The following is a 17,606-nucleotide window of genomic DNA, read 5'->3' as shown; positions in this document are numbered from 1 at the left end:
CCATGAGCCTGCCCAACGAAAAATCCACCGAAGAGATCGCACTCGGCATCCGGCGCCGCGTCTTCTTTCACACAATGAAGCACAATGGTGGCTATCTCAGTCAGGCCTGCTCGGCTGCCGAAAGCCTGGCCCTTCTCTATAATGAATTGCTGAAGCTCGGGGGACCGACGCTGCCCAAGGTACCATTGCCGTTCCGCGGCGTTCCCTCGGCCAATAATCCAGACTCCTTCACAGGCGCGGGCTACCATGGTCCGATCGGTCCGGAATACGACCGTTTCTTCATCTCACCCGCTCATTATGCACTCGTGATCTATTCCGCGCTGATCGAGACGGGCCGGATGGACGAACATGCACTCGACCACTTCAACAAGGACGGAGGCTCGGTCGAAATGATCGGTGCCGAGCATAGCCCCGGCATGGAAGTGACGACCGGGTCTCTCGCCCAGGGGCTCTCCATGGCATCGGGTGTCGCCTGGGCACGACTCCGGAAAAAAGAGCCCGGCAAGGTCTGGGTCTTCATGTCCGACGGCGAGTTCCAAGAGGGGCAGACCTGGGAATGCTTGGCGGCGATGAGCTACCACCAGATCGACAACATCCGCGTCGTGGTTGATGTGAACCGGCAGCAATGCGACGGCGCCATGTCATCGGTGCTCGATCTCGGCGATATCGCAGCCCGTGTCATATCCTTTGGCGTGACATGCCGCTCGGTTGACGGCCATGACCTTGATGCCCTCCGGAATGCAGCAAGCAGTGCCGAGCCGGGTAAGCCGCTCGTCATACTTGCCAACACCTCGCCCTACCAGGGCATGGATTTTCTGAAGAAACGCTTTCCGCGGCTGCACTATGTCCGCTTCAAGAGCGCGGAGGAACGGCAGGAAATGCGGGTCGCACTTGCCGCCGAACTCGGCATCGATCTTAACGCGATGGAAGGAGCCTGATCATGGTCGAAATCGTCAACCGACCCTATGCCAGGGCTTTCGAAGCTTTCGCCACGGCCCGGTCTGAAGTGCTCTGCCTGTCTGCCGACCTCACGTCCTCCTGCGAGGTCGATGGCTTCCGGGACCGGCATCCCGAGCAGTTCCTGTCGCTGGGCATGGCCGAGCAGAACATGCTCTCCTTTGCCGGCGGTCTCGCCATGCAGGGATACCGCCCCTTTATCCATACGTTTTCAGTGTTCCTATATCGCCGGCCTTATGACCAGTTGATCAACTCCATCGCCTATTCCAACCGGAAGGTCCGCCTGATTGGCTTCCTGCCCGGCATCACCACGCCCGGCGGCATCACCCACCAGGCGATCGAAGACATAGCGATCCTGCGCGCCGTCCCTAACATGACGATCCTCGAAACAGGGGATGCTACGGAAGTGGAGACCGTGCTCGAAGTCGCCGACAGCATCGACGGGCCCGTCTATGTGCGTATCCTTCGCGGCGAGGTGCCGCGGCTGTTCTCGACGCCGTTTGAGTTCAACAAACTGCGAACGCTGTCACAGGGTGATGATATTCTGGTCGTCTCCTCCGGCGTTTGTACCGAGGAGGCCCTGCGTGCCACCGGTCCGCTCGCGGCGCGCGGTGTGGGCGTTCATCATCTGCACGCCTCCACCCTGAAACCCTTCGACCGTGACGGCTTGATTAAAGCCGCGCGCGGCAAGAAGGGCATCATTACCCTGGAAAACCACACGATCATCGGCGGCCTCGGCTCTCTGGTTGCGGAAATCCTTGCCGAAGAAGGGCTCGGCATCCGTCTGAAGCGTCTCGGCCTTAAAGATACCTTCGCTCACGGCGCCTCAAAGCCATATCTCATGAAGAAATACGGGCTCGACGCGAGTGCGCTCGTGGTCGCTGTCGGTGAACTCACCGGCAGGTCAGTTGATATCGGCGAGGATGAGCTCGCAGAAGTTCGCCTGGATCACGTCCATTCGGCCCAGAAGGCGGAGGCGCTCTGATGGCTCCGCGCTTCAGCGTTACCTATTTCGTTCGTGCAGGTGATGTAGAGGAGGCTAGACACCGCGCTCTCGACGTCGCACTGGAACAGACGGTGGAAATTCCCCGCAGCTGCGTTCCGAAGGGCTATGTCGAGGATGAGATCCTCGGCAGGCTGGAGACCTTGGAGAAAGACCCGGCCGGCAGGCCGGGATATCTCGCCGACATCTCCTATTCGGAAGATGACGTTGGCGGTGATTTCCTGCAATTCCTCAACATCGTCTTTGGCAACAGTTCGATCAAGCCGGGTCTGAAGGTCGAAGACATTGCGCCGTCGCCGGGCATACTCGCCTTGTGCAAGGGACCTCGCCACGGCATTGCCGGACTGCGCGCGAGGGCAGGCATAGGCCAAACCCCGCTGCTCATGTCGGCCATCAAGCCTGTCGGCCTGTCGACTAGCGAACTGGCTCGTTTGGCCCATGACTTCGCGCTCGGCGGAATGCACTTCGTCAAGGACGATCACGGGCTTGTCGACCAGAAGACGTCGCCGTTCGAGGAGCGGCTCCAGGCCTGCGTCGAGGCTGTCGGTGAGGCGAACTCGAAAACGGGCGGCCGCACAAGCTTCGTGCCGAATATCACCGGACCGGCAACAATGATCGTCGAGCGTGCAATGCTTGCACAAGCCGCCGGCGCGGGCGCGGTGATGATTGCTCCGGCAATGGCCGGCTACGACATCATCCGCACCCTGGCCGCAGATCCGGATTTCTCGCTGCCGATCATCTCCCACCCTGCGTTTTCCGGCGCCAACGTTGTCTCGCCCGATTGCGGTTTTTCCCATCGCAGCTTCTTCGGCACCCTGCATCGGCTGATGGGAGCCGACGCGGTCATCTATCCCAATTTCGGCGGCCGGTTCGGTTTCACCCGGGACGAGTGCCTGTCGATCGCCAAAGCCTGTGCGGACAACATCGGAGGGCCGAAGGCGATCGTTGCCGCTCCTGGTGGGGGGATGACGTTCAGCCGTGTACCCGAAATGCGGCAGGCCTACGGGAACGATGTCATGTACTTGATCGGTGGCGCGCTGCTTCAGGAAGAGAACCTGGTCGATGCCTGCCGACGCCTCGTCGGAGCTGTCTATAGTTGAGGCAATGTGATGCCGTGGCGTCTCCGGGATCTCGCATATTGGGCAGACTTCCAAGGCGAGTTTGATCTACTGATCATGAGCGCTACGGTCCCTACACTGTAGTCATCGACGTCAATTTGAGCGCAGATAATGGGTCAACTTTGCGTGCCGATTGACAAATTAGCGGTCCAGTAACAATTTCCTGCGACGGTGCTCCGCCATACCAAGATGAGATCGCCTTCCGATGTACTCGTCAAGCATCCAGACTAGCCGCTGCTGGCGAACATTCGAAGATCGGCACAGCGTGATCGGGCTTCCGGCAACTCTCTTTCCGCAAGCACAGGCGCAGTGTCTGCCCTGCCAATCCGAGAATTGATGTCACGAGCCACCAGGGCGGACCCATGACTGACACGAGCTCAAAACCGTATTCCGAAATCATGGCGGGGGACGTATTCCGTAAGGTCGCGATGGAAATCGCCGACGGTGTCATCGGCATGTCCAAGGACGGCATTATCCGTTTTGCCAATCCCGCAGCGGAGGAAATCTTCGGATGGCGGCCTGGCGACCTGATCGGGAAACGGCTCGATGTTCTCCTGCCTGATCGAGTGCGACGAAATCATGACGCACTCGTGGCGGGATTCCGAGCTGGGCTGGTTGAGACCAGACGAATGGGGCAACGGGGAAACGGCATTTTAGGTCGCCGCGCCGACGGGTCGGAGGTCAACCTTGGTATCACAATCCTCAAGACAGAAGCGGACGGCGAGCCTCTCCTGATTGCTGTGGTGAGAGACGTTAGCGAAGTTGTCAAACAACAAGAGGAGTTGAAGAAACTCGCGGAAACAGATTTCTTGACAGGTCTTATGAACAGGCGTGCGTTTTTTGAACGAGCCAGTTTCCTGGTCGAGGAACAAGGCGTGGGTAGCCATTCCGTGATTATCTTCGATCTTGACCACTTTAAATCCATCAACGATCGTTTTGGTCATCAGACCGGCGACCGGGTCCTAACACTCTTCTCAACACTTTTACGTCAGGAAGTTCGTCCGGCAGATCTTGCAGCCCGATACGGAGGGGAAGAATTCATCGCGCTCTGCAGAGGAACAACCAGAGCCGAAGCTATCGAGATCGCGGAAAGTGTGGCTGAACAAACTCGTAAGCAATGCTTTTTCGGGGTAGCAGGTCGCCCCATTTCGATTACCGTCAGCGCGGGGGTGGCCACTCTTGATCACGATCTCGATGACACCCTGAGACGTGCGGATGCGGCCTTGTACGAAGCAAAGCACGCAGGCCGAGACCGAGTGTCAGCGGCAGCCTAAATCGGGCGCTCCAGGTTCTTCTCTGTGCGTCGTGGATAGTTGTTAAGCCACATAGGTCTTGCCTGGACCCGGCCTACCGATAAGCAACGTGTTCGCGCACCGTAAACTGATGGGGTGAATTACCCTGATGACCTATCGTGAAGGGTCGTTGGCAGTTGGCACATAACCTGTAAACTTTGCGCCCGATGAAACCACATGCTTGCGCCAAGTATCAAGACCTGGAGCCCCGGACGGGAAGCTGTGAATCTGCCTAACCTGCGAAAGGATACCTTATCCGCCGGTAGCATTCGCAAGATCGCGATTCGAGCGCCATGCGATCCTGTACGTCCACTATGCCGCGGGAATAGGTCAGTATTTCTTCGCTCTGAAATCGCGAGCAGATCTCGCTGACGGTCGCGCGTCGCAATCCCAGTACATCTGCGATCGCCTGCTGCGTAATCGAAAACCTATCACCCGTCATTCGATCGTGCGCCTGAGTAAGCCAGCGTGCGACCCGTTGCTCAGCGGTGTGGAGGCTGTTGCAGGCAACACTCTCCATGAGTTGGCGAATTAACAAGGTTGCGTATCGGAGCATTGCAATGCGAACGCATTCAAATTTTTCAGCGGCTTCCTCCATATCCGCCCGCCTTAGCCAAGATGCGTAACCCGGAACTTGAACGACTGATCGGCTGATTGCTGTAGTACTGCCCATTAACAGAGAAAAGCCGATGTAGCCTTCAACGCCTACCGAGGTCTTTTCTACGGTGCGCCCTCCTTCCATGCTTGCCATGTAGGAGATCACACCCTCATGCAGGAAGACAACTTCTTCAATCGTATCGCCCTCCTCGAACACCACGTCCCCAGCGGTAATTGCGCGGGTGTGTAACCTGCTCCCGACGAAGTCTTGGGCGCTTGGTCTCAAGCTGCAAAGTACATGATTACGGATCGGAAGTTTTGGCACACAGTCGTCCAGTTCTTGGTTCTTTTATTCTCATCATTTAATCAGTTGTTAAGCATCCCAATGCACGATATCGTACATTGGGATGACGGCGACCGTACTTAACAAATGTCAGGTCCCAAGATATTGGATTGGCGTCGACACGTCCACCGACACGTGTTTGCTCGTCCCATTTTGCCGACTTTGTTGGAACAGGAGGGAATAGATTGGCAAACCTCGTGCACAATGCCTCGTCCTCAGTGAGCGTGAGAACGCCGCATCAGGATGCTTCGCAACATTTGACAGCGCTGTCAGCTTCTGCTGCGGAGATTCGCTCCTACCGATGCGCCTTGGAAAAGTATGCCATCGTCAGCTACTCAGATGCAGCGGGAAAGATCACGGACGTGAATGATCATTTCTGTGAAATCAGCGGCTACTCTCGACAAGAGCTGATAGGCAAGAGCCATAACATTATAAACTCTGGCGCTCACGATCAGGCCTTCTTCAAGGAAATGTGGCGCACGATCAGCCGGGGCGAGCGCTGGCGTGGAGAAATCTGCAATAGATCTAAGGCGGGTGACACCTATTGGGTGGATACGACGATTGCCCCCATAGAAGGGAGAGACGGCGCACCAATTGGCTATATCTCAATTCGCTATGACATTACCGAGCGAAAGAAGGCGCAGGAGAGGCTTGAGATAGAGATTGCTTTGCGATCACGAATTGAACTTCTGCTCCGAGACATAATCGACACCGTCCCCAATGGCATTGCTGCCTTCGACGAGACCGGCCAGTGGGTTCTGGCCAACTCATCCTACAAAGAACATTTTCCGCAGGTGCCTGGCATCGTGTTGGATCCCCCTTTCCCCACCAAGGCCATCTCCGACGAGAACAGCGGCCCTGTTTGTAGCGTGGAGATATCAAGTGGGTTGCTATCATCTGTCTTGGAGCACCCGTTCACACCAGATCGTTCAGTCATTCGCCAGACAAAAGGGGACAGGTGGCTCAAGGTCCAGAACTGTCGCTCACGATCAGGCTTTCTGGTGCGGGTATCGACCGATGTCACGGAACTAAAGCGAGCCGAGGTGCGCTTTCGAGAGCAGGCTGATCAAGACCCCCTAACCAGTCTGGCCAATCGCCGCTCGTTGCTAGCCAAGCTTCGAAAGGCGCTGTCGAAGGGCAAGACAGGCGCGCTGCTCCTGATCGATTTGGACCGCTTCAAGTTTGTGAACGACAGTTTTGGGCACGATGCTGGAGACACCCTCCTGATCGAGGTGAGCCGATGTCTCAAAAGGGCTGTCGGTCCAACCAACGTTGTAGCCCGTCTCGGTGGAGATGAGTTTGCAGTGCTGATGGCGCGGAATGTGTCTGCAGAACACGCCGTCGAAGCGGCACAGGCGATATCGCGCTGTCTGGACCAGAATTTTCCTATAAATGGGAAGCAACTTCGCACTTCCGTGAGCATTGGTGTCGCGCTGTTCCCCGAACATGCGTCCAGTGCCATCGAAGTGCTGAAATGTGCAGACATGGCCCTCTACCGAGCAAAGAACTCAGGACGCGCTCGATACTGCCTGTTCGAACATGTTTTCCGTGAGCAACAAATTGAGCTGGCCGTAATGGCAGATGAGCTTCGATCGGCTGTCGCGGAAGAACGGCTGCAGATAATGCTTCAGCCCCAGACGGATATCTCGACAGGCAATCATTATGGCTTCGAAGTGCTGGCACGATGGAAAATGGGGAATCAGTGGATCTCGCCTGCCGTCTTTATCCCTCTAGCCGACGACATTGGACTTTCTCGGGAGGTCGGCGGCCAGATACTCCGACAGGCATTGTGTGCGTATCAAGAAGCCGCCAAGACCGCCTGCAGCCTAGGAAAGCTCGCAGTAAATGTCTCAGCCGCCGAGCTCAGGGATCCTTCATACGCCGGATTTCTGCTCCAAGAACTGAGCCGCCACGGGCTTGCGACTGCAGACTTTACGGTCGAGGTCACCGAAAGCGTCATCATTCAGCATGGTGAGGTCGCAATCAACGAGACCTTGAGGAAGCTCGCAGCCGCAGGGATCACAATCGCACTGGATGATTTCGGGACCGGCTATGCATCCCTTACGCACCTCAAACGCTTGCCTATTTCGTGTCTGAAAATTGACCGGAGTTTTGTCCGAGAGCTTTCCGATGAAGGTGATCCGGGGGCCATCGCCGACACCATTATCGCGTTGGCCAAGTCTCTAGGGATTGGCGTCATCGCGGAGGGGGTGGAGACCGAGCAGCAGCTTCGGGCCCTCGCCCACAGGGGATGCAAGCTGGTCCAGGGCTATCTCATAAGTCGCCCGTTTCTGCCCGCAGAAGCAGGAGCGTTTTTAGCTTCACACCCCAGCGAAAGCCTGGCGCGTTCCTGCGGTCGAGCCGATTCCGGCAGCTTCGGGGTTCCTCCGTGGACCCGCGCAAGCTGACGGGCTTTAATTTCAATCTTTTAAAAGGGAGGCAAGGGAAATGATGGGATCGAGCGGCGCCGACGCAAAGGCGGTACTTCAAGCAATGGGCAAGTCTCAAGCCATCATCGAGTTCAAGCTCGATGGGACGATCATAACCGCGAACGAAAACTTCTGTCATTCGCTCGGCTATCCGCTCGCCGAGATCGTCGGCAAGCACCACCGGATATTCGTAGATCCCAATGAATCCAGCAGTCCAGAATATACAGACTTCTGGGCACGGCTTGCCAGCGGAAAATTCGATCGCCGCCAGTACAAGCGTATCGCCAAAGACGGAAGAGAAATCTGGATCGAGGCCTCCTACAACCCCGTCTTCAAGCACGGGAAGCCATACAAGGTCGTGAAATTTGCGACGAACATCACGGAACAGAAGCTCAAATCGGCGGAGGATGCAGGCAAGCTCGACGCAATCTGCAGGGCTCAGGCCGTCATTGAGTTTACGCCACAGGGAAACATCCTCGCAGCGAACGAGAATTTTCTTCAAGCATTGGGCTACACGATCTCAGAGGTGCAAGGGAAGCATCATTCCATGTTCTGTGAGCCTAGGTACACTGAAGGCCATGAGTATAGGGCTTTCTGGGAGAGACTTTCTGCCGGGCAGTTCATGTCCGATGAGTTCATGCGCATCGGCAAGGGCGGAAAGAAAGTCTATATACAGGCGTCCTACAACCCGATCTTTGACATGAGCGGCCGCGTGTTCAAAGTGGTCAAATACGCCACTGACGTTTCTGAGCGGGTGTACAATGTTGAACAACTGGCCGCAGCCCTGAAGGGTCTGTCCTCAGGAGACCTTACTCAAGATATACGCGGCCCCTTTCTGCCCGCCCTTGAGCGGCTGCGCATTGACTTCAACGAGGCTTCCTTGAAGCTCCGGCGGACCCTTCAGACAATCGCCCAAAACGCAGGCGCGATCGCTGCTGCGTCTCAGCAAATTCAGTCAGCTTCCAACGAACTCTCACGACGCACCGAACAGCAAGCTGCTTCGGTCGAGGAAACAGCAGCGGCGCTCGAAGAAATCACCACCACGGTCGCTGATTCGAGCCATCGAGCTGAAGAAGCCGGGCAACTTGTCCGCAAAACCAAGGACCATGCCGAGAGCTCGGGTCGCGTGGTGGGGGAAGCGGTTGACGCCATGGGCAAGATAGAGCGCTCAGCGGCGGAGATCGCCAACATAATCAGCGTAATCGATGAGATTGCCTTCCAGACAAACCTCCTCGCACTGAACGCTGGCGTCGAGGCTGCCCGCGCCGGAGACGCCGGCAAGGGCTTTGCCGTGGTGGCTCAGGAAGTCCGCGAGCTTGCTCAGCGATCAGCAAAGGCGGCCAAGGAGATCAAAGAGTTGATCAGCACCTCGAACCAGCACGTCAAAAGCGGTGTCACCTTGGTCAGCGACACCGGAAAGGCACTCCAGGAAATCGTCCACCAGGTGGTTCAGGTTGACGGCAACGTGGGTGTTATCGTCGAGGCATCCAAAGAACAGGCGACGGGCCTCAAGGAGATCAACCTAGCGGTCAACACGATGGATCAGGGCACGCAAAAGAATGCTGCCATGGTGGAGGAAACTACAGCCGCTGCCCATAGTCTCGCAAGGGAGGCGGAGCAACTGTTCACGCTGCTGGGTCAGTTCAAGACCGAGGCTGACGCAGCTCACCGGACATCGCTGGCGCATGTGCGATCGTATCGAAAGGCCGTCTAGTCAGCCCCCTTCAAGGAAGCGGGCGCCAGACTGATGCGTTTTCTCAATCACCATCGGGAACTGACCTCGCCCCAAGGGGCCGCGCCCTATGCTGCCGAACCAATTCCGCGACACCTAAACCGGCTCCCACTCAGCAACTAAAGGATAGGAAGCATGAAGAAAGTTATACCGATCAAATCGCTCCTGAACAGAAAGTGCAGAGATCGCCCCCCCTTGACGGATGTGGACATGATGGTGGAGTTGGTGAAACTTCGCCATGCAACGGCACTTCTCGAGATTGATCTTGCTCAGGTGAAGCAACGCGTGCTGGATGAAATGGTGGAGCAGCAGGGAAACAGAACGAATGTTTGAAAGGCAATCACCCGCACAAATGGACCGAGTTGAAGCCTTCTGAGGGCCAAAAAAATTTTTGGGTAACATGAGGTCTGACATCGCGGCCGCTCAAAAAGGGCCGCTAGTGGCGCCTGTTCAGCATGTCTTCTGTCGGGGCTATCTTCACGTCCAATATTTGGGCGAGGACCGGCAAATCACTTGCCGCAAGCTGGAGATGGACGGTCACTTCGTGAAGCAATACCGCGCCGCCTGAGCTCTCAGGCCATGAACAGAACATCCACCTCCCCGCAGAGGTTCACCCAAAAGACGCCTTGGTGAAGCGGAGGCTTCATCGTCCGCTTTGCACAATGCCGTGCATCGTGAGGAATGAGCGACATGAAGGCGCTTTGCAGACAATGCGAGCGGGCCGGCAGGTTTCGGGCAAACGATAGAACATGCTCAAGGGCTGATATGACGGCGCAAAGCGGTAATATCTTTTAACCGCGTCGGACGGCAGACAGAAGCAGTCATTTTGGTGCAGTTCATTCGATTGGCGGCAGACTATTTTTGCAATGCTACTGAGTAGCGGGTGTGCCGACGTTCGCCCATTCGCCTCAATGCACCGATCTCAACGAGCTGCTGAAGGTCGCGAGTTGCTGTAGCGCGAGAGGTGCTTGTGATCGAGATGTAGTTTTCCGCACTTAGGCCACCCTTGAAGCCTGCGGTACCTTCCTTGAAGATGCGCGCGACCACCTTTCCCTGCCGCTCGTTCAGCCGATCTCGAAACCGATCATAGAATTTCGCCTTCTGAATGAAGAAATCTATGCGCTCAAGCGTTGCTCGTTGAGCATCCAAGATCGTTTCTGAGAAGAAGACGATCCAGCCGGTGATATCAAGCGTCCGTTGGTGTCGCTCAAGTTCCGAGTAGTAGGCTCTCCGCCTCTTCTCGATCGCAAAGGCGAGTGAAATCAGACTTGGTTGCCCAATGTTTTGGGCGAGCGATTTCTCGGCGAGCGCGCGACCGATGCGGCCGTTCCCATCCTCAAATGGATGAATGCTTTCAAAGTAGAGATGGCCTATCGCTGCGCGTGTCAAAGCTTGAAGCGGCTTTTGGCCATTTGGTCCGGATTGATTAAACCATGGGATGAAGTTCTGCATCTCAGCTTGAACCTGGCGCGATGGAGGAGCCTCAAGATTGATTGTGGGTTTATCCAATCGACCCGATACGATCTGCATGGCGTCTTCATGCTCGCGGTAAGCGCCGATCGTCTCAATGTATCGATTTCCGGCCATCAGCATTGAATGCCAATGGAACAGTCCCTGATGATCCAGGGGGCTATGCCAGTTTCGATAAACATCCGCCATAATCTCGGCGATTCCCCGCTCTTGGGGGCGTGCCTGTCTATCATCAGCGTCGAGCCCAAACTGCCGGCGTAGTGATGACTGGACACTTATCCGGTCAAGAAATTCTCCCTCGATCTCTGATGTCTTGACCGCTTCGTCGCTGAGCACTTCAATGCGAAGTTGATTGCTGTCATCCTCCTTAAGATGCCGAACGGCACCTATAACCTCGCCGGCGGCCTGCAGGAATTTCCGCTCGAACGCCATCAGGCTTGCAGCTTCATACCTGAAATCAGGCCAATCGGCGTTTTGCCAGTTCCATTTCATGAGTTATAGCCAGCGTTTCTATAACTCATGAATATGGTCTATCGTGAGTTATGGAAATCCTGTTTATCGCTCAAAATATAAACCTCCAACTCTCGACCAGCCAACAGGGATCAGTACGTGACGCCGTCTTGAACTTATCTAACTGAACCCGACCACGATTGTTGATTGCCCTCGACCTCAAGACGAGCCAGCCCTTCGCCGCTACCGTGATCATCGGAAGTCAATGACCCGTTGATTGGAAATGGCGTAGCCATGATCCGAGAGTGAGTGAAAGGTGTCTGCTCTTCAGTGACGAGTCGTAGTTCTTCTAGCGTCTTTGGGCGGGACCAAAGCAGTGATCGGATCACTTAGACAACTCCCCACGCTCGAAACCTCCCCCTGCCCGTCATCTCGCGAAGACCAAGTTCCTGAACGATCCGCCGCGCTCCTTGCGGCGTCACCTCGAGCGTCTTTGCCACCATGCCGGCGGAGATCAGCGGCCGCGCCATGACAAGCTCAACAAGCTCCGGCAGCCTGGATGACGTCCGCCGTCCTTCGAGTTTGCGCATCATCATCTGCCGCGCCAGCACCAGCCGGTCATGCTCCTTCAGCCCCGTCTCGGCGGCAATCGTCAGCGCCCTTGATATCGCCAGTAACCGCGTCTCGCGATCACGATGCCGGCGCCGATCGACGGGGATGGCTTTCAGCCCGAGATTGATTGCGGCAAGATGGGTGCTTGTGGTAACGCCGCCCTCGCGCAGGACCGAGGCGGAAAGCAGTCGACCGAGCCAGGGCGCATGCTGCAGGACGGCAATCTCGTTCCAGGCATCGAGGGCGATGATCGCCTTCAAGACCGGCGGCAAATCATCAGCTCGGCTGAGGGCGGTCTGCCACTCCGCCAGCCGCTCGTCCTCATCCCAGTCGAGATCGTAGACGAAGGGATCCTTTTCCGGAGTGTTTTTGGCGCGCGCCGGCTTCTTCGCCTCTTCGATCGCGGCTTCCGACCGGGCGAGCACCGCATCGATTGCGGCAAACGCATCACTCAGACCGTCGGCATCAGGATCTTCGGCCTCCCCTACCCCAGCCCGAGTGTCGCTGACCTCAACATTCCCATCCGGCAAACCCTCCCCGTCGTCACCCGATGATGCTGCAGGCCACGCCTGCCCGCGGAGGGAGGCGAGGCCCTGAGCAGAGAGCGCCCAAGCCGGGGGATGGGCGGCGATGCGCCGGCGGGTTTTCAGGATGTCGCGGGCGATGGTGAGTTCGTGGGTCGGTGCGCGGATATCTCGAAGCGCATCATGCAGGACGAGGTCCTCGAGATGAACGAGTTCACCGTCGACCCAGAGCGAGGCATGCGCGTCGAGGAAATGCGAGCGCTCCAGAAAGCCCTCACCAACAGGGGAACGGGCGATACGCTCGTCAAGACGGGCGAGCGCGACCCCTGCCTCGGAGATCGGCCGCAGCAAGCTCTGGATGGGCAATCTGGCGAGGTCGTAAGACATTGAAATTATGGTAAATGATTCGTTAAGAGAAAGCTATATGCTTATTATGTTTCCATACAATGTATAAATAGTCTGCGGGTCACTGACCTCCGATAAGTAACCCTTATCGGAAGTGATTGATTTGACGGCGTTCCACGCCTAAAGTCGTGGCAAATCACGGCGAAAACCACAGCTGGACGCGCAGAACTAGAGGGCTAACAACAGGATGAAGAGCTCAGTCGCTACGAATGGTCGCTTTGTGCCGTTGGCTTCTGGCAAGCTCGACAAACCGGCGCTTCACCTCTTCGAAGAGTGCTGGAGGCAGTGGCCCGTGATATCCGCTCTCGCTGTCAACAGGGCGAACGTCAGGCCCCGGCCAGACGAAGCGGTTGCTTTCAGTCAGTACGATCCACGACCGTTCGTCGTCGAGACCGAGGCGGCGCTTGGTAGCCGGCGGTATTTCGATTGCGTCGCTGGGATCGGACGGCTGGGAATGGGTGATCGGCAGGACACGAACCGCAGGTGTCCCATCTTCGAGCAAAGAAACAATCGCCAGCACAAGAGCAGGACGATCCTTGTCCCCCTCCTCTCGTCCTTCCAGATGCTGCCAGTGCCAGAGATAGGAATAACGGAAGACCCAGCCGACCTTGGGTTCAGTCGGCAGCATTCTTGTCCATCAGCAGTTCGGAATTGAGATGATCCAGGCCTGGCTCCATTGTCGAAGCCTCGATCGCGGCAAGCTCGTCGTCACTGATCGCAGCCGTCAGATTGACCTTCCGATCGCGCTTGGCCAGCCGGAGATAATCTTCATAGGCCAAGAGCACTGTGCGCGGCCGGCCATTCTTGGTGATGATGACCGGCTCTCGCACGGCCGCATCCTGGTAGGCGCCGAAATTCTTCGAAACCGCAGCTGCTGTCACAATCGATGTCATGGCAGATCCCCTTTGTTACGGGATATACGGGCTTTCCGGAACTTTTGCAAACGCTCCAAGGAATCTGGAAGCACAAGATGACAAGGAAAGCTCCAAACGCCCCTTCCAGCAGCGACACACTCGCGCGCCGCGTGGAAGAACTCGATACCATCGCGTCCGTCTTGCCGATGGAGCGGCGTGACGAACTCGCCGAGCTGCTGACGGATCAGGATGTCGAGACACTCCGTCATCTCGTCAACGAGGGCATGGGCACAAACACGCTGCGCGCACTCACCTCCGATCTGGCCTACTTGCAGGCCTGGTCACTCGCAGCCACTGGACGCTCTCTTCCTTGGCCTACTCCTGAAGCGATGCTGCTGAAGTTCGTCGCTCATCATCTTTGGGATGCGGAAAAGCGCCTGGCGGATCCGGAACATGGAATGCCGGCAGAAGTCGAGGACAAGCTGCGGATCCAGGGATTTCTACGTACTCTCGGGCCGCATGCGCCTGATACCGTACGCCGACGGCTTGCGACCTGGTCGACGCTGACCAAATGGCGCGGGCTTCAGGGGGCTTTCGGCTCGCCCGCCCTCCGGTCCGCCATCAGACTTGCTATCCGAGCAACGCCGCGACCGAGGAGGCGAAAGAGCGCGAAGGCGGTCACCGGAGACATACTTGCAAAGCTCCTCGCGACCTGTGCCACCGGCAGTCTGCGTGACTTGAGAGATAGGGCCATTCTGATGGTAGCATTTGCTTCTGGGGGCCGACGTCGCAGCGAGATCGCGGGCCTCCGGAAAGAACAGTTACAGCAGGAGGATCCTATCGAGGTCGATAGCGGCCCTCCCCTGCCCTCTCTTTCCATCCATCTGGGCCGCACCAAGACCAGCGGTGCCGACAACGACGAATTTGTTTATCTCACCGGCCGCCCTGTCAACACTCTGAACGCCTGGCTCAACGCAGCGAAGATCGACAAGGGTAGCGTCTTCCGGGCGATCGATCGCTGGGGCAATGTTTCGCGCCGGCCCTTGGATCCGAAGGCCATCAATGACATTCTAAAGCACCGGGCGGAACTGGCCGGGCTCGATCCGACGGAGTTTTCCGCCCATGGCCTACGCTCTGGTTATCTGACAGAAGCGGCGAATCGCGGCATTCCCCTGCCTGAGGCCATGGAGCAGTCGCGTCACCGATCCGTGCAGCAGGCTGCGGAGTACTATAACCACGCACAGAGACGCAGCGGCCGTGCATCCCGCCTTCTAAGCTAAATTTGTCCATCGATCGAAGGCGTTGAGAATTTAATTGCGCAGTCTTTGACGACACACTCAAATGCCGGGGCTGTTGGCCCAAATGCGATTCTAGGAGAGCCCCATGCTTCGTGGACTTGCCGTCCTTCTGCTGTTCCAGTTGGTGGGCGAGAGCCTTGTGTTCTTGCTGGGAATATCCATACCAGGTCCCGTGGCGGGGCTTGTGCTCTTGTTTGCAGCTCTTCCGGTACTGGATCGCCTATGGACGCAGGAAGCAGCAAGTATCGATGAGGCCGCCGAAACCCTACTGTCAAATCTGGGGCTGTTTTTTGTACCGGCAGGTGTCGGCGTCGTAGCGCTGGCCAGCATTCTGAGTGCTCAGATATGGGCACTCGGTGCCGTGCTCATTTTGTCCGCGATTATCACATTGATGCTCACGGTTTGGGCATTCATCCTGGTCAGAAAGCTGATCTCTGTACGGCGTCGGTCATGAACCGATCGCCGATTGAGCTCTGGGTCTACCTTTCAGCCTCCCCTCTCTTATGGCTCACATTGACCCTATTTACCTGGATCTTGGCTTCCGAGCTTTCAAAAAGACTGGGACGGCATCCCCTGGTTAATCCAGTGCTCATCTCCATACTTGCACTTTCCGTCATGATGATCGCGGCCGAAGTGCCATATGAGCGTTACTTCGCGGGAGCCCAATTCATCCACTTCTTGCTGGGCCCAGCTACAGTGGCAATCGCCGTACCTTTGTATAGGAAATGGAACGAAGTCAGGGCCTTACTGCTGCCGATCTCTGTGGCGCTCCTGGTCGGTTCAATCGTGGCTATGGCCTCTGTGATCGCGCTCGGCCAAATCTTTGACCTCCCGCGGGACATACTGCTGTCTTTTCTTCCAAAATCGGCAACAGCCGGCGTGGCGATGGCGGTTTCACAATCGCTTGGCGGCGATCCCTCATTGACGGCTGTACTAGTCATTCTGACCGGCATCTTCGGCGCGCTGATCGTTACGCCCTTCATGACCATGATGCGAATAAACGACTACGCCGCTCGTGGATTTGCTGTAGGGTTGACGTCCCACGGGATCGGTACGGCTCGCGCCTACGAGGTAAACGCCACAGCAGGACTGTTCGCCGGCATTGCAATGGCGCTTAACGCTGTGGCAACATCGGTCTTAGCCCCATTTGCGGCGCGGTACCTACTTCCATGAGCGGACCCGACCAGCGGCACTTCCACCCGAGTTGAGTTTGCCAAAGGTTTCACCGACATCAGGTCGTGCCGTTCTCATGCGCCTAGACTAGCTTGCGGTCGCAATCAATCGAGGCAATCCGCGAACCGGACTGTCATCTGGGGTCTTCGCGAAACGAGAAAGCGACTGTCGCAGCCCCTCAATCTCGTTGAGCAGAGCATTGCTGGCTGCCGTGGACTCTTCCACCATCGCAGCATTCTGCTGCGTTACCTGATCCAGTTGGTTGACGGCACTGTTCACCTCCGACAGCCCGATCGCCTGCTCTTTTGCCGCTCCAGCGATCGCAGTCATATGCTCGTTGACGCTCGCGACATTGTTCTGGATACCCTCGAGCGCAATGCCCGTATCAGCCACCAACTTGACGCCCGCCTTGACCTCGTCCGAGGAACTTTTGATCAGCTGATTGGTCTCCTTGGCGGCCTTTGCAGAGCGTTGGGCAAGTTAGCGGACTTCCTGGGCAACAACCGCAAAGCCCTTACCTGCCTCACCCGCTCTTGCGGCCTCGACGCCTGCGTTGAGCGCAAGCAGGTTCGTCTGAAACGCAATTTCAGCAATGACACTGATGATGTTCGAAATCTCTTTCGAGGACTGCTCGAGCGGCGCCGCAGCGAGATCGCTGGTCTCGGAAAAGAACAGCTACAGCCGGAAGGGCCAATCCAGATTGACGGGGGCCCTCCCCTGCTCTCTCTTTCCATTCATCTCGGTCGCACGAAGACCAGCGATGCGGACAACGATGAAGTGGTCTATATCAGCGGTCGACCGGTCGATGCCGTGAACGCGTGGCTTGCGGCTGCGAAAATCGACAAGGGCAGTGTCTTCAGGGCAATCGATCGGTGGGGCAATGTTTCGCGTCGACCGCTGGACCCAAAGGCTATTAACGATATCGTTAAGCAACGTGCCCGAATGGCTGGGCTAGATCCAAGAGAATTTTCCGCTCATGGCCTGCGTTCTGGTTATCTGACTGAGGCAGCCGATCGCGGAATACCTTTGCCTGAGGCAATGGAGCAATCAAGGCATCGCTCCGTGCAGCAGGCTTCAGAGTACTATAATCATGCGCACAGAAGGAGCGGCAGGGCGTCCCGTCTTCTTGGATAGTGGCAGAGCGGTTCAACGACTTCGGCTTTGAGACCCTTGAATTGGCCCGAGTGCTTTTGGTCAATGGTGTAAAGCCCCCGCGCATCGAACACGGTCCAGAGGAAGACCTAACCTGACCCAGGCTGCTCTCATGGCTTTGAAACCAGGGTGTAACTCGCTCATCTCGGTGTCCATGAAATCGGCAGCAAGCGAGGCCTTCCGAATTTCATCGGAGG

15 protein-coding genes and 2 pseudogenes are annotated in these 17,606 nt (G+C 56.9%); 11 read left to right on the top strand and 6 right to left on the bottom strand.

Annotation, left to right across the window (positions count from 1 at the left end; translation table 11 throughout):
* The first annotated feature begins 2 nt into the window (after positions 1-2).
* The 4 genes from GH983_RS22990 to GH983_RS22975 all read left to right on the top strand — a co-directional run bounded on the left by GH983_RS22990 (position 3) and on the right by GH983_RS22975 (position 4,352).
* Positions 3-938 (top strand): transketolase, encoded by a 936-nt coding sequence (locus GH983_RS22990; RefSeq protein ID WP_153763811.1) that lies wholly within the window; start codon positions 3-5, stop codon positions 936-938.
* Positions 939-940: 2 nt separating this feature from the next.
* Complete coding sequence (locus tag GH983_RS22985) at positions 941-1,942, top strand: transketolase family protein (RefSeq protein ID WP_153763810.1); 1,002 nt, start codon at positions 941-943, stop codon at positions 1,940-1,942.
* The gene (locus GH983_RS22980; RefSeq protein ID WP_153763809.1) at positions 1,942-3,060 is read left to right on the top strand and encodes a RuBisCO large subunit C-terminal-like domain-containing protein; all 1,119 of its coding nucleotides are present in this window, start codon (positions 1,942-1,944) and stop codon (positions 3,058-3,060) included. Before GH983_RS22985 ends, GH983_RS22980 begins: the two co-directional genes overlap by 1 nt.
* A 380-nt stretch (positions 3,061-3,440) precedes the next feature.
* Positions 3,441-4,352 carry a sensor domain-containing diguanylate cyclase gene (locus GH983_RS22975; RefSeq protein ID WP_153763808.1) on the top strand — a complete coding sequence of 304 codons (912 nt, stop codon included), beginning with the start codon at positions 3,441-3,443 and terminating at the stop codon, positions 4,350-4,352.
* 250 nt (positions 4,353-4,602) lie between these two features.
* Here GH983_RS22975 and GH983_RS22970 read toward each other — a convergent pair whose 3' ends face one another.
* Positions 4,603-5,184, bottom strand: a complete 582-nt coding sequence (locus GH983_RS22970) for a Crp/Fnr family transcriptional regulator (protein WP_246727655.1) — start codon at positions 5,182-5,184, stop codon at positions 4,603-4,605.
* Between the two features lie 311 nt (positions 5,185-5,495).
* Between GH983_RS22970 and GH983_RS22965 the strand changes: the two genes are divergently transcribed.
* The 3 genes from GH983_RS22965 to GH983_RS22955 all read left to right on the top strand — a co-directional run bounded on the left by GH983_RS22965 (position 5,496) and on the right by GH983_RS22955 (position 9,804).
* The gene (locus GH983_RS22965) at positions 5,496-7,718 is read left to right on the top strand and encodes an EAL domain-containing protein (protein ID WP_153763806.1); all 2,223 of its coding nucleotides are present in this window, start codon (positions 5,496-5,498) and stop codon (positions 7,716-7,718) included.
* Positions 7,719-7,758: 40 nt separating this feature from the next.
* Positions 7,759-9,453 (top strand): PAS domain-containing methyl-accepting chemotaxis protein, encoded by a 1,695-nt coding sequence (locus GH983_RS22960; RefSeq protein ID WP_153763805.1) that lies wholly within the window; start codon positions 7,759-7,761, stop codon positions 9,451-9,453.
* A gap of 153 nt (positions 9,454-9,606) precedes the next feature.
* Positions 9,607-9,804 (top strand): hypothetical protein, encoded by a 198-nt coding sequence (locus GH983_RS22955; protein WP_153763804.1) that lies wholly within the window; start codon positions 9,607-9,609, stop codon positions 9,802-9,804.
* A gap of 522 nt (positions 9,805-10,326) precedes the next feature.
* On the opposite strand, the gene GH983_RS22950 is transcribed toward GH983_RS22955, so the two are convergent.
* The 4 genes from GH983_RS22950 to GH983_RS22935 form a co-directional block, all read right to left on the bottom strand.
* The gene (locus tag GH983_RS22950) at positions 10,327-11,433 is read right to left on the bottom strand and encodes a Fic family protein (RefSeq protein WP_153763803.1); all 1,107 of its coding nucleotides are present in this window, start codon (positions 11,431-11,433) and stop codon (positions 10,327-10,329) included.
* A gap of 347 nt (positions 11,434-11,780) precedes the next feature.
* Positions 11,781-12,914 (bottom strand): RHE_PE00001 family protein, encoded by a 1,134-nt coding sequence (locus GH983_RS22945; RefSeq protein ID WP_153763802.1) that lies wholly within the window; start codon positions 12,912-12,914, stop codon positions 11,781-11,783.
* 214 nt (positions 12,915-13,128) lie between these two features.
* On the bottom strand, positions 13,129-13,560 hold the full coding sequence (locus GH983_RS22940; RefSeq protein ID WP_153763801.1) for a plasmid maintenance toxin (PemK-like): 432 nt from the start codon (positions 13,558-13,560) through the stop codon (positions 13,129-13,131).
* Entirely contained in the window at positions 13,547-13,825 is a 279-nt protein-coding gene (locus tag GH983_RS22935) for a type II toxin-antitoxin system Phd/YefM family antitoxin (protein ID WP_069044349.1), read from the bottom strand. The genes GH983_RS22940 and GH983_RS22935 overlap by 14 nt, the downstream gene beginning before the upstream one ends.
* Before the next feature lie 77 nt (positions 13,826-13,902).
* Between GH983_RS22935 and GH983_RS22930 the strand changes: the two genes are divergently transcribed.
* The 3 genes from GH983_RS22930 (at position 13,903) to GH983_RS22920 (ending at position 16,257) form a co-directional block, all read left to right on the top strand.
* Positions 13,903-15,066 (top strand): site-specific integrase, encoded by a 1,164-nt coding sequence (locus tag GH983_RS22930; protein ID WP_153763800.1) that lies wholly within the window; start codon positions 13,903-13,905, stop codon positions 15,064-15,066.
* Between the two features lie 103 nt (positions 15,067-15,169).
* Positions 15,170-15,538, top strand: coding sequence for a CidA/LrgA family protein (locus tag GH983_RS22925; RefSeq protein WP_153763799.1), 369 nt, complete (start codon positions 15,170-15,172; stop codon positions 15,536-15,538).
* Positions 15,535-16,257, top strand: a complete 723-nt coding sequence (locus GH983_RS22920; RefSeq protein ID WP_153763798.1) for an LrgB family protein — start codon at positions 15,535-15,537, stop codon at positions 16,255-16,257. The genes GH983_RS22925 and GH983_RS22920 overlap by 4 nt, the downstream gene beginning before the upstream one ends.
* A gap of 87 nt (positions 16,258-16,344) precedes the next feature.
* Here the strand turns inward: GH983_RS22920 and GH983_RS24420 are convergent.
* Positions 16,345-16,905: pseudogene (locus GH983_RS24420) on the bottom strand (methyl-accepting chemotaxis protein); the annotation flags it as partial.
* Here GH983_RS24420 and GH983_RS22905 point away from each other — a divergent pair.
* A pseudogene (locus GH983_RS22905) lies at positions 16,894-17,391 on the top strand (tyrosine-type recombinase/integrase); the annotation flags it as partial. The pseudogenes GH983_RS24420 and GH983_RS22905 sit on opposite strands and share 12 nt — an antisense overlap.
* Between the last annotated feature and the right edge of the window lie 215 nt (positions 17,392-17,606).

It is taken from the genome of Agrobacterium sp. MA01, assembly GCF_009650195.1.
Lineage (GTDB): Bacteria > Pseudomonadota > Alphaproteobacteria > Rhizobiales > Rhizobiaceae > Allorhizobium.
Note: the sequence above shows the minus strand (reverse complement) of the source record. Positions and strands in the feature narration are given on the sequence as shown.

Coding starts and splice junctions, on each gene's coding strand:
- GH983_RS22990 (WP_153763811.1), top strand. CDS start 3: ATGAGCCTGCCCAACGAAAAATCCACCGAAGAGATCGCACTCGGCATC.
- GH983_RS22985 (WP_153763810.1), top strand. CDS start 941: ATGGTCGAAATCGTCAACCGACCCTATGCCAGGGCTTTCGAAGCTTTC.
- GH983_RS22980 (WP_153763809.1), top strand. CDS start 1,942: ATGGCTCCGCGCTTCAGCGTTACCTATTTCGTTCGTGCAGGTGATGTA.
- GH983_RS22975 (WP_153763808.1), top strand. CDS start 3,441: ATGACTGACACGAGCTCAAAACCGTATTCCGAAATCATGGCGGGGGAC.
- GH983_RS22960 (WP_153763805.1), top strand. CDS start 7,759: ATGATGGGATCGAGCGGCGCCGACGCAAAGGCGGTACTTCAAGCAATG.
- GH983_RS22955 (WP_153763804.1), top strand. CDS start 9,607: ATGAAGAAAGTTATACCGATCAAATCGCTCCTGAACAGAAAGTGCAGA.
- GH983_RS22950 (WP_153763803.1), bottom strand. CDS start 11,433: ATGAAATGGAACTGGCAAAACGCCGATTGGCCTGATTTCAGGTATGAA.
- GH983_RS22945 (WP_153763802.1), bottom strand. CDS start 12,914: ATGTCTTACGACCTCGCCAGATTGCCCATCCAGAGCTTGCTGCGGCCG.
- GH983_RS22940 (WP_153763801.1), bottom strand. CDS start 13,560: ATGCTGCCGACTGAACCCAAGGTCGGCTGGGTCTTCCGTTATTCCTAT.
- GH983_RS22935 (WP_069044349.1), bottom strand. CDS start 13,825: ATGACATCGATTGTGACAGCAGCTGCGGTTTCGAAGAATTTCGGCGCC.
- GH983_RS22930 (WP_153763800.1), top strand. CDS start 13,903: ATGACAAGGAAAGCTCCAAACGCCCCTTCCAGCAGCGACACACTCGCG.
- GH983_RS22925 (WP_153763799.1), top strand. CDS start 15,170: ATGCTTCGTGGACTTGCCGTCCTTCTGCTGTTCCAGTTGGTGGGCGAG.
- GH983_RS22920 (WP_153763798.1), top strand. CDS start 15,535: ATGAACCGATCGCCGATTGAGCTCTGGGTCTACCTTTCAGCCTCCCCT.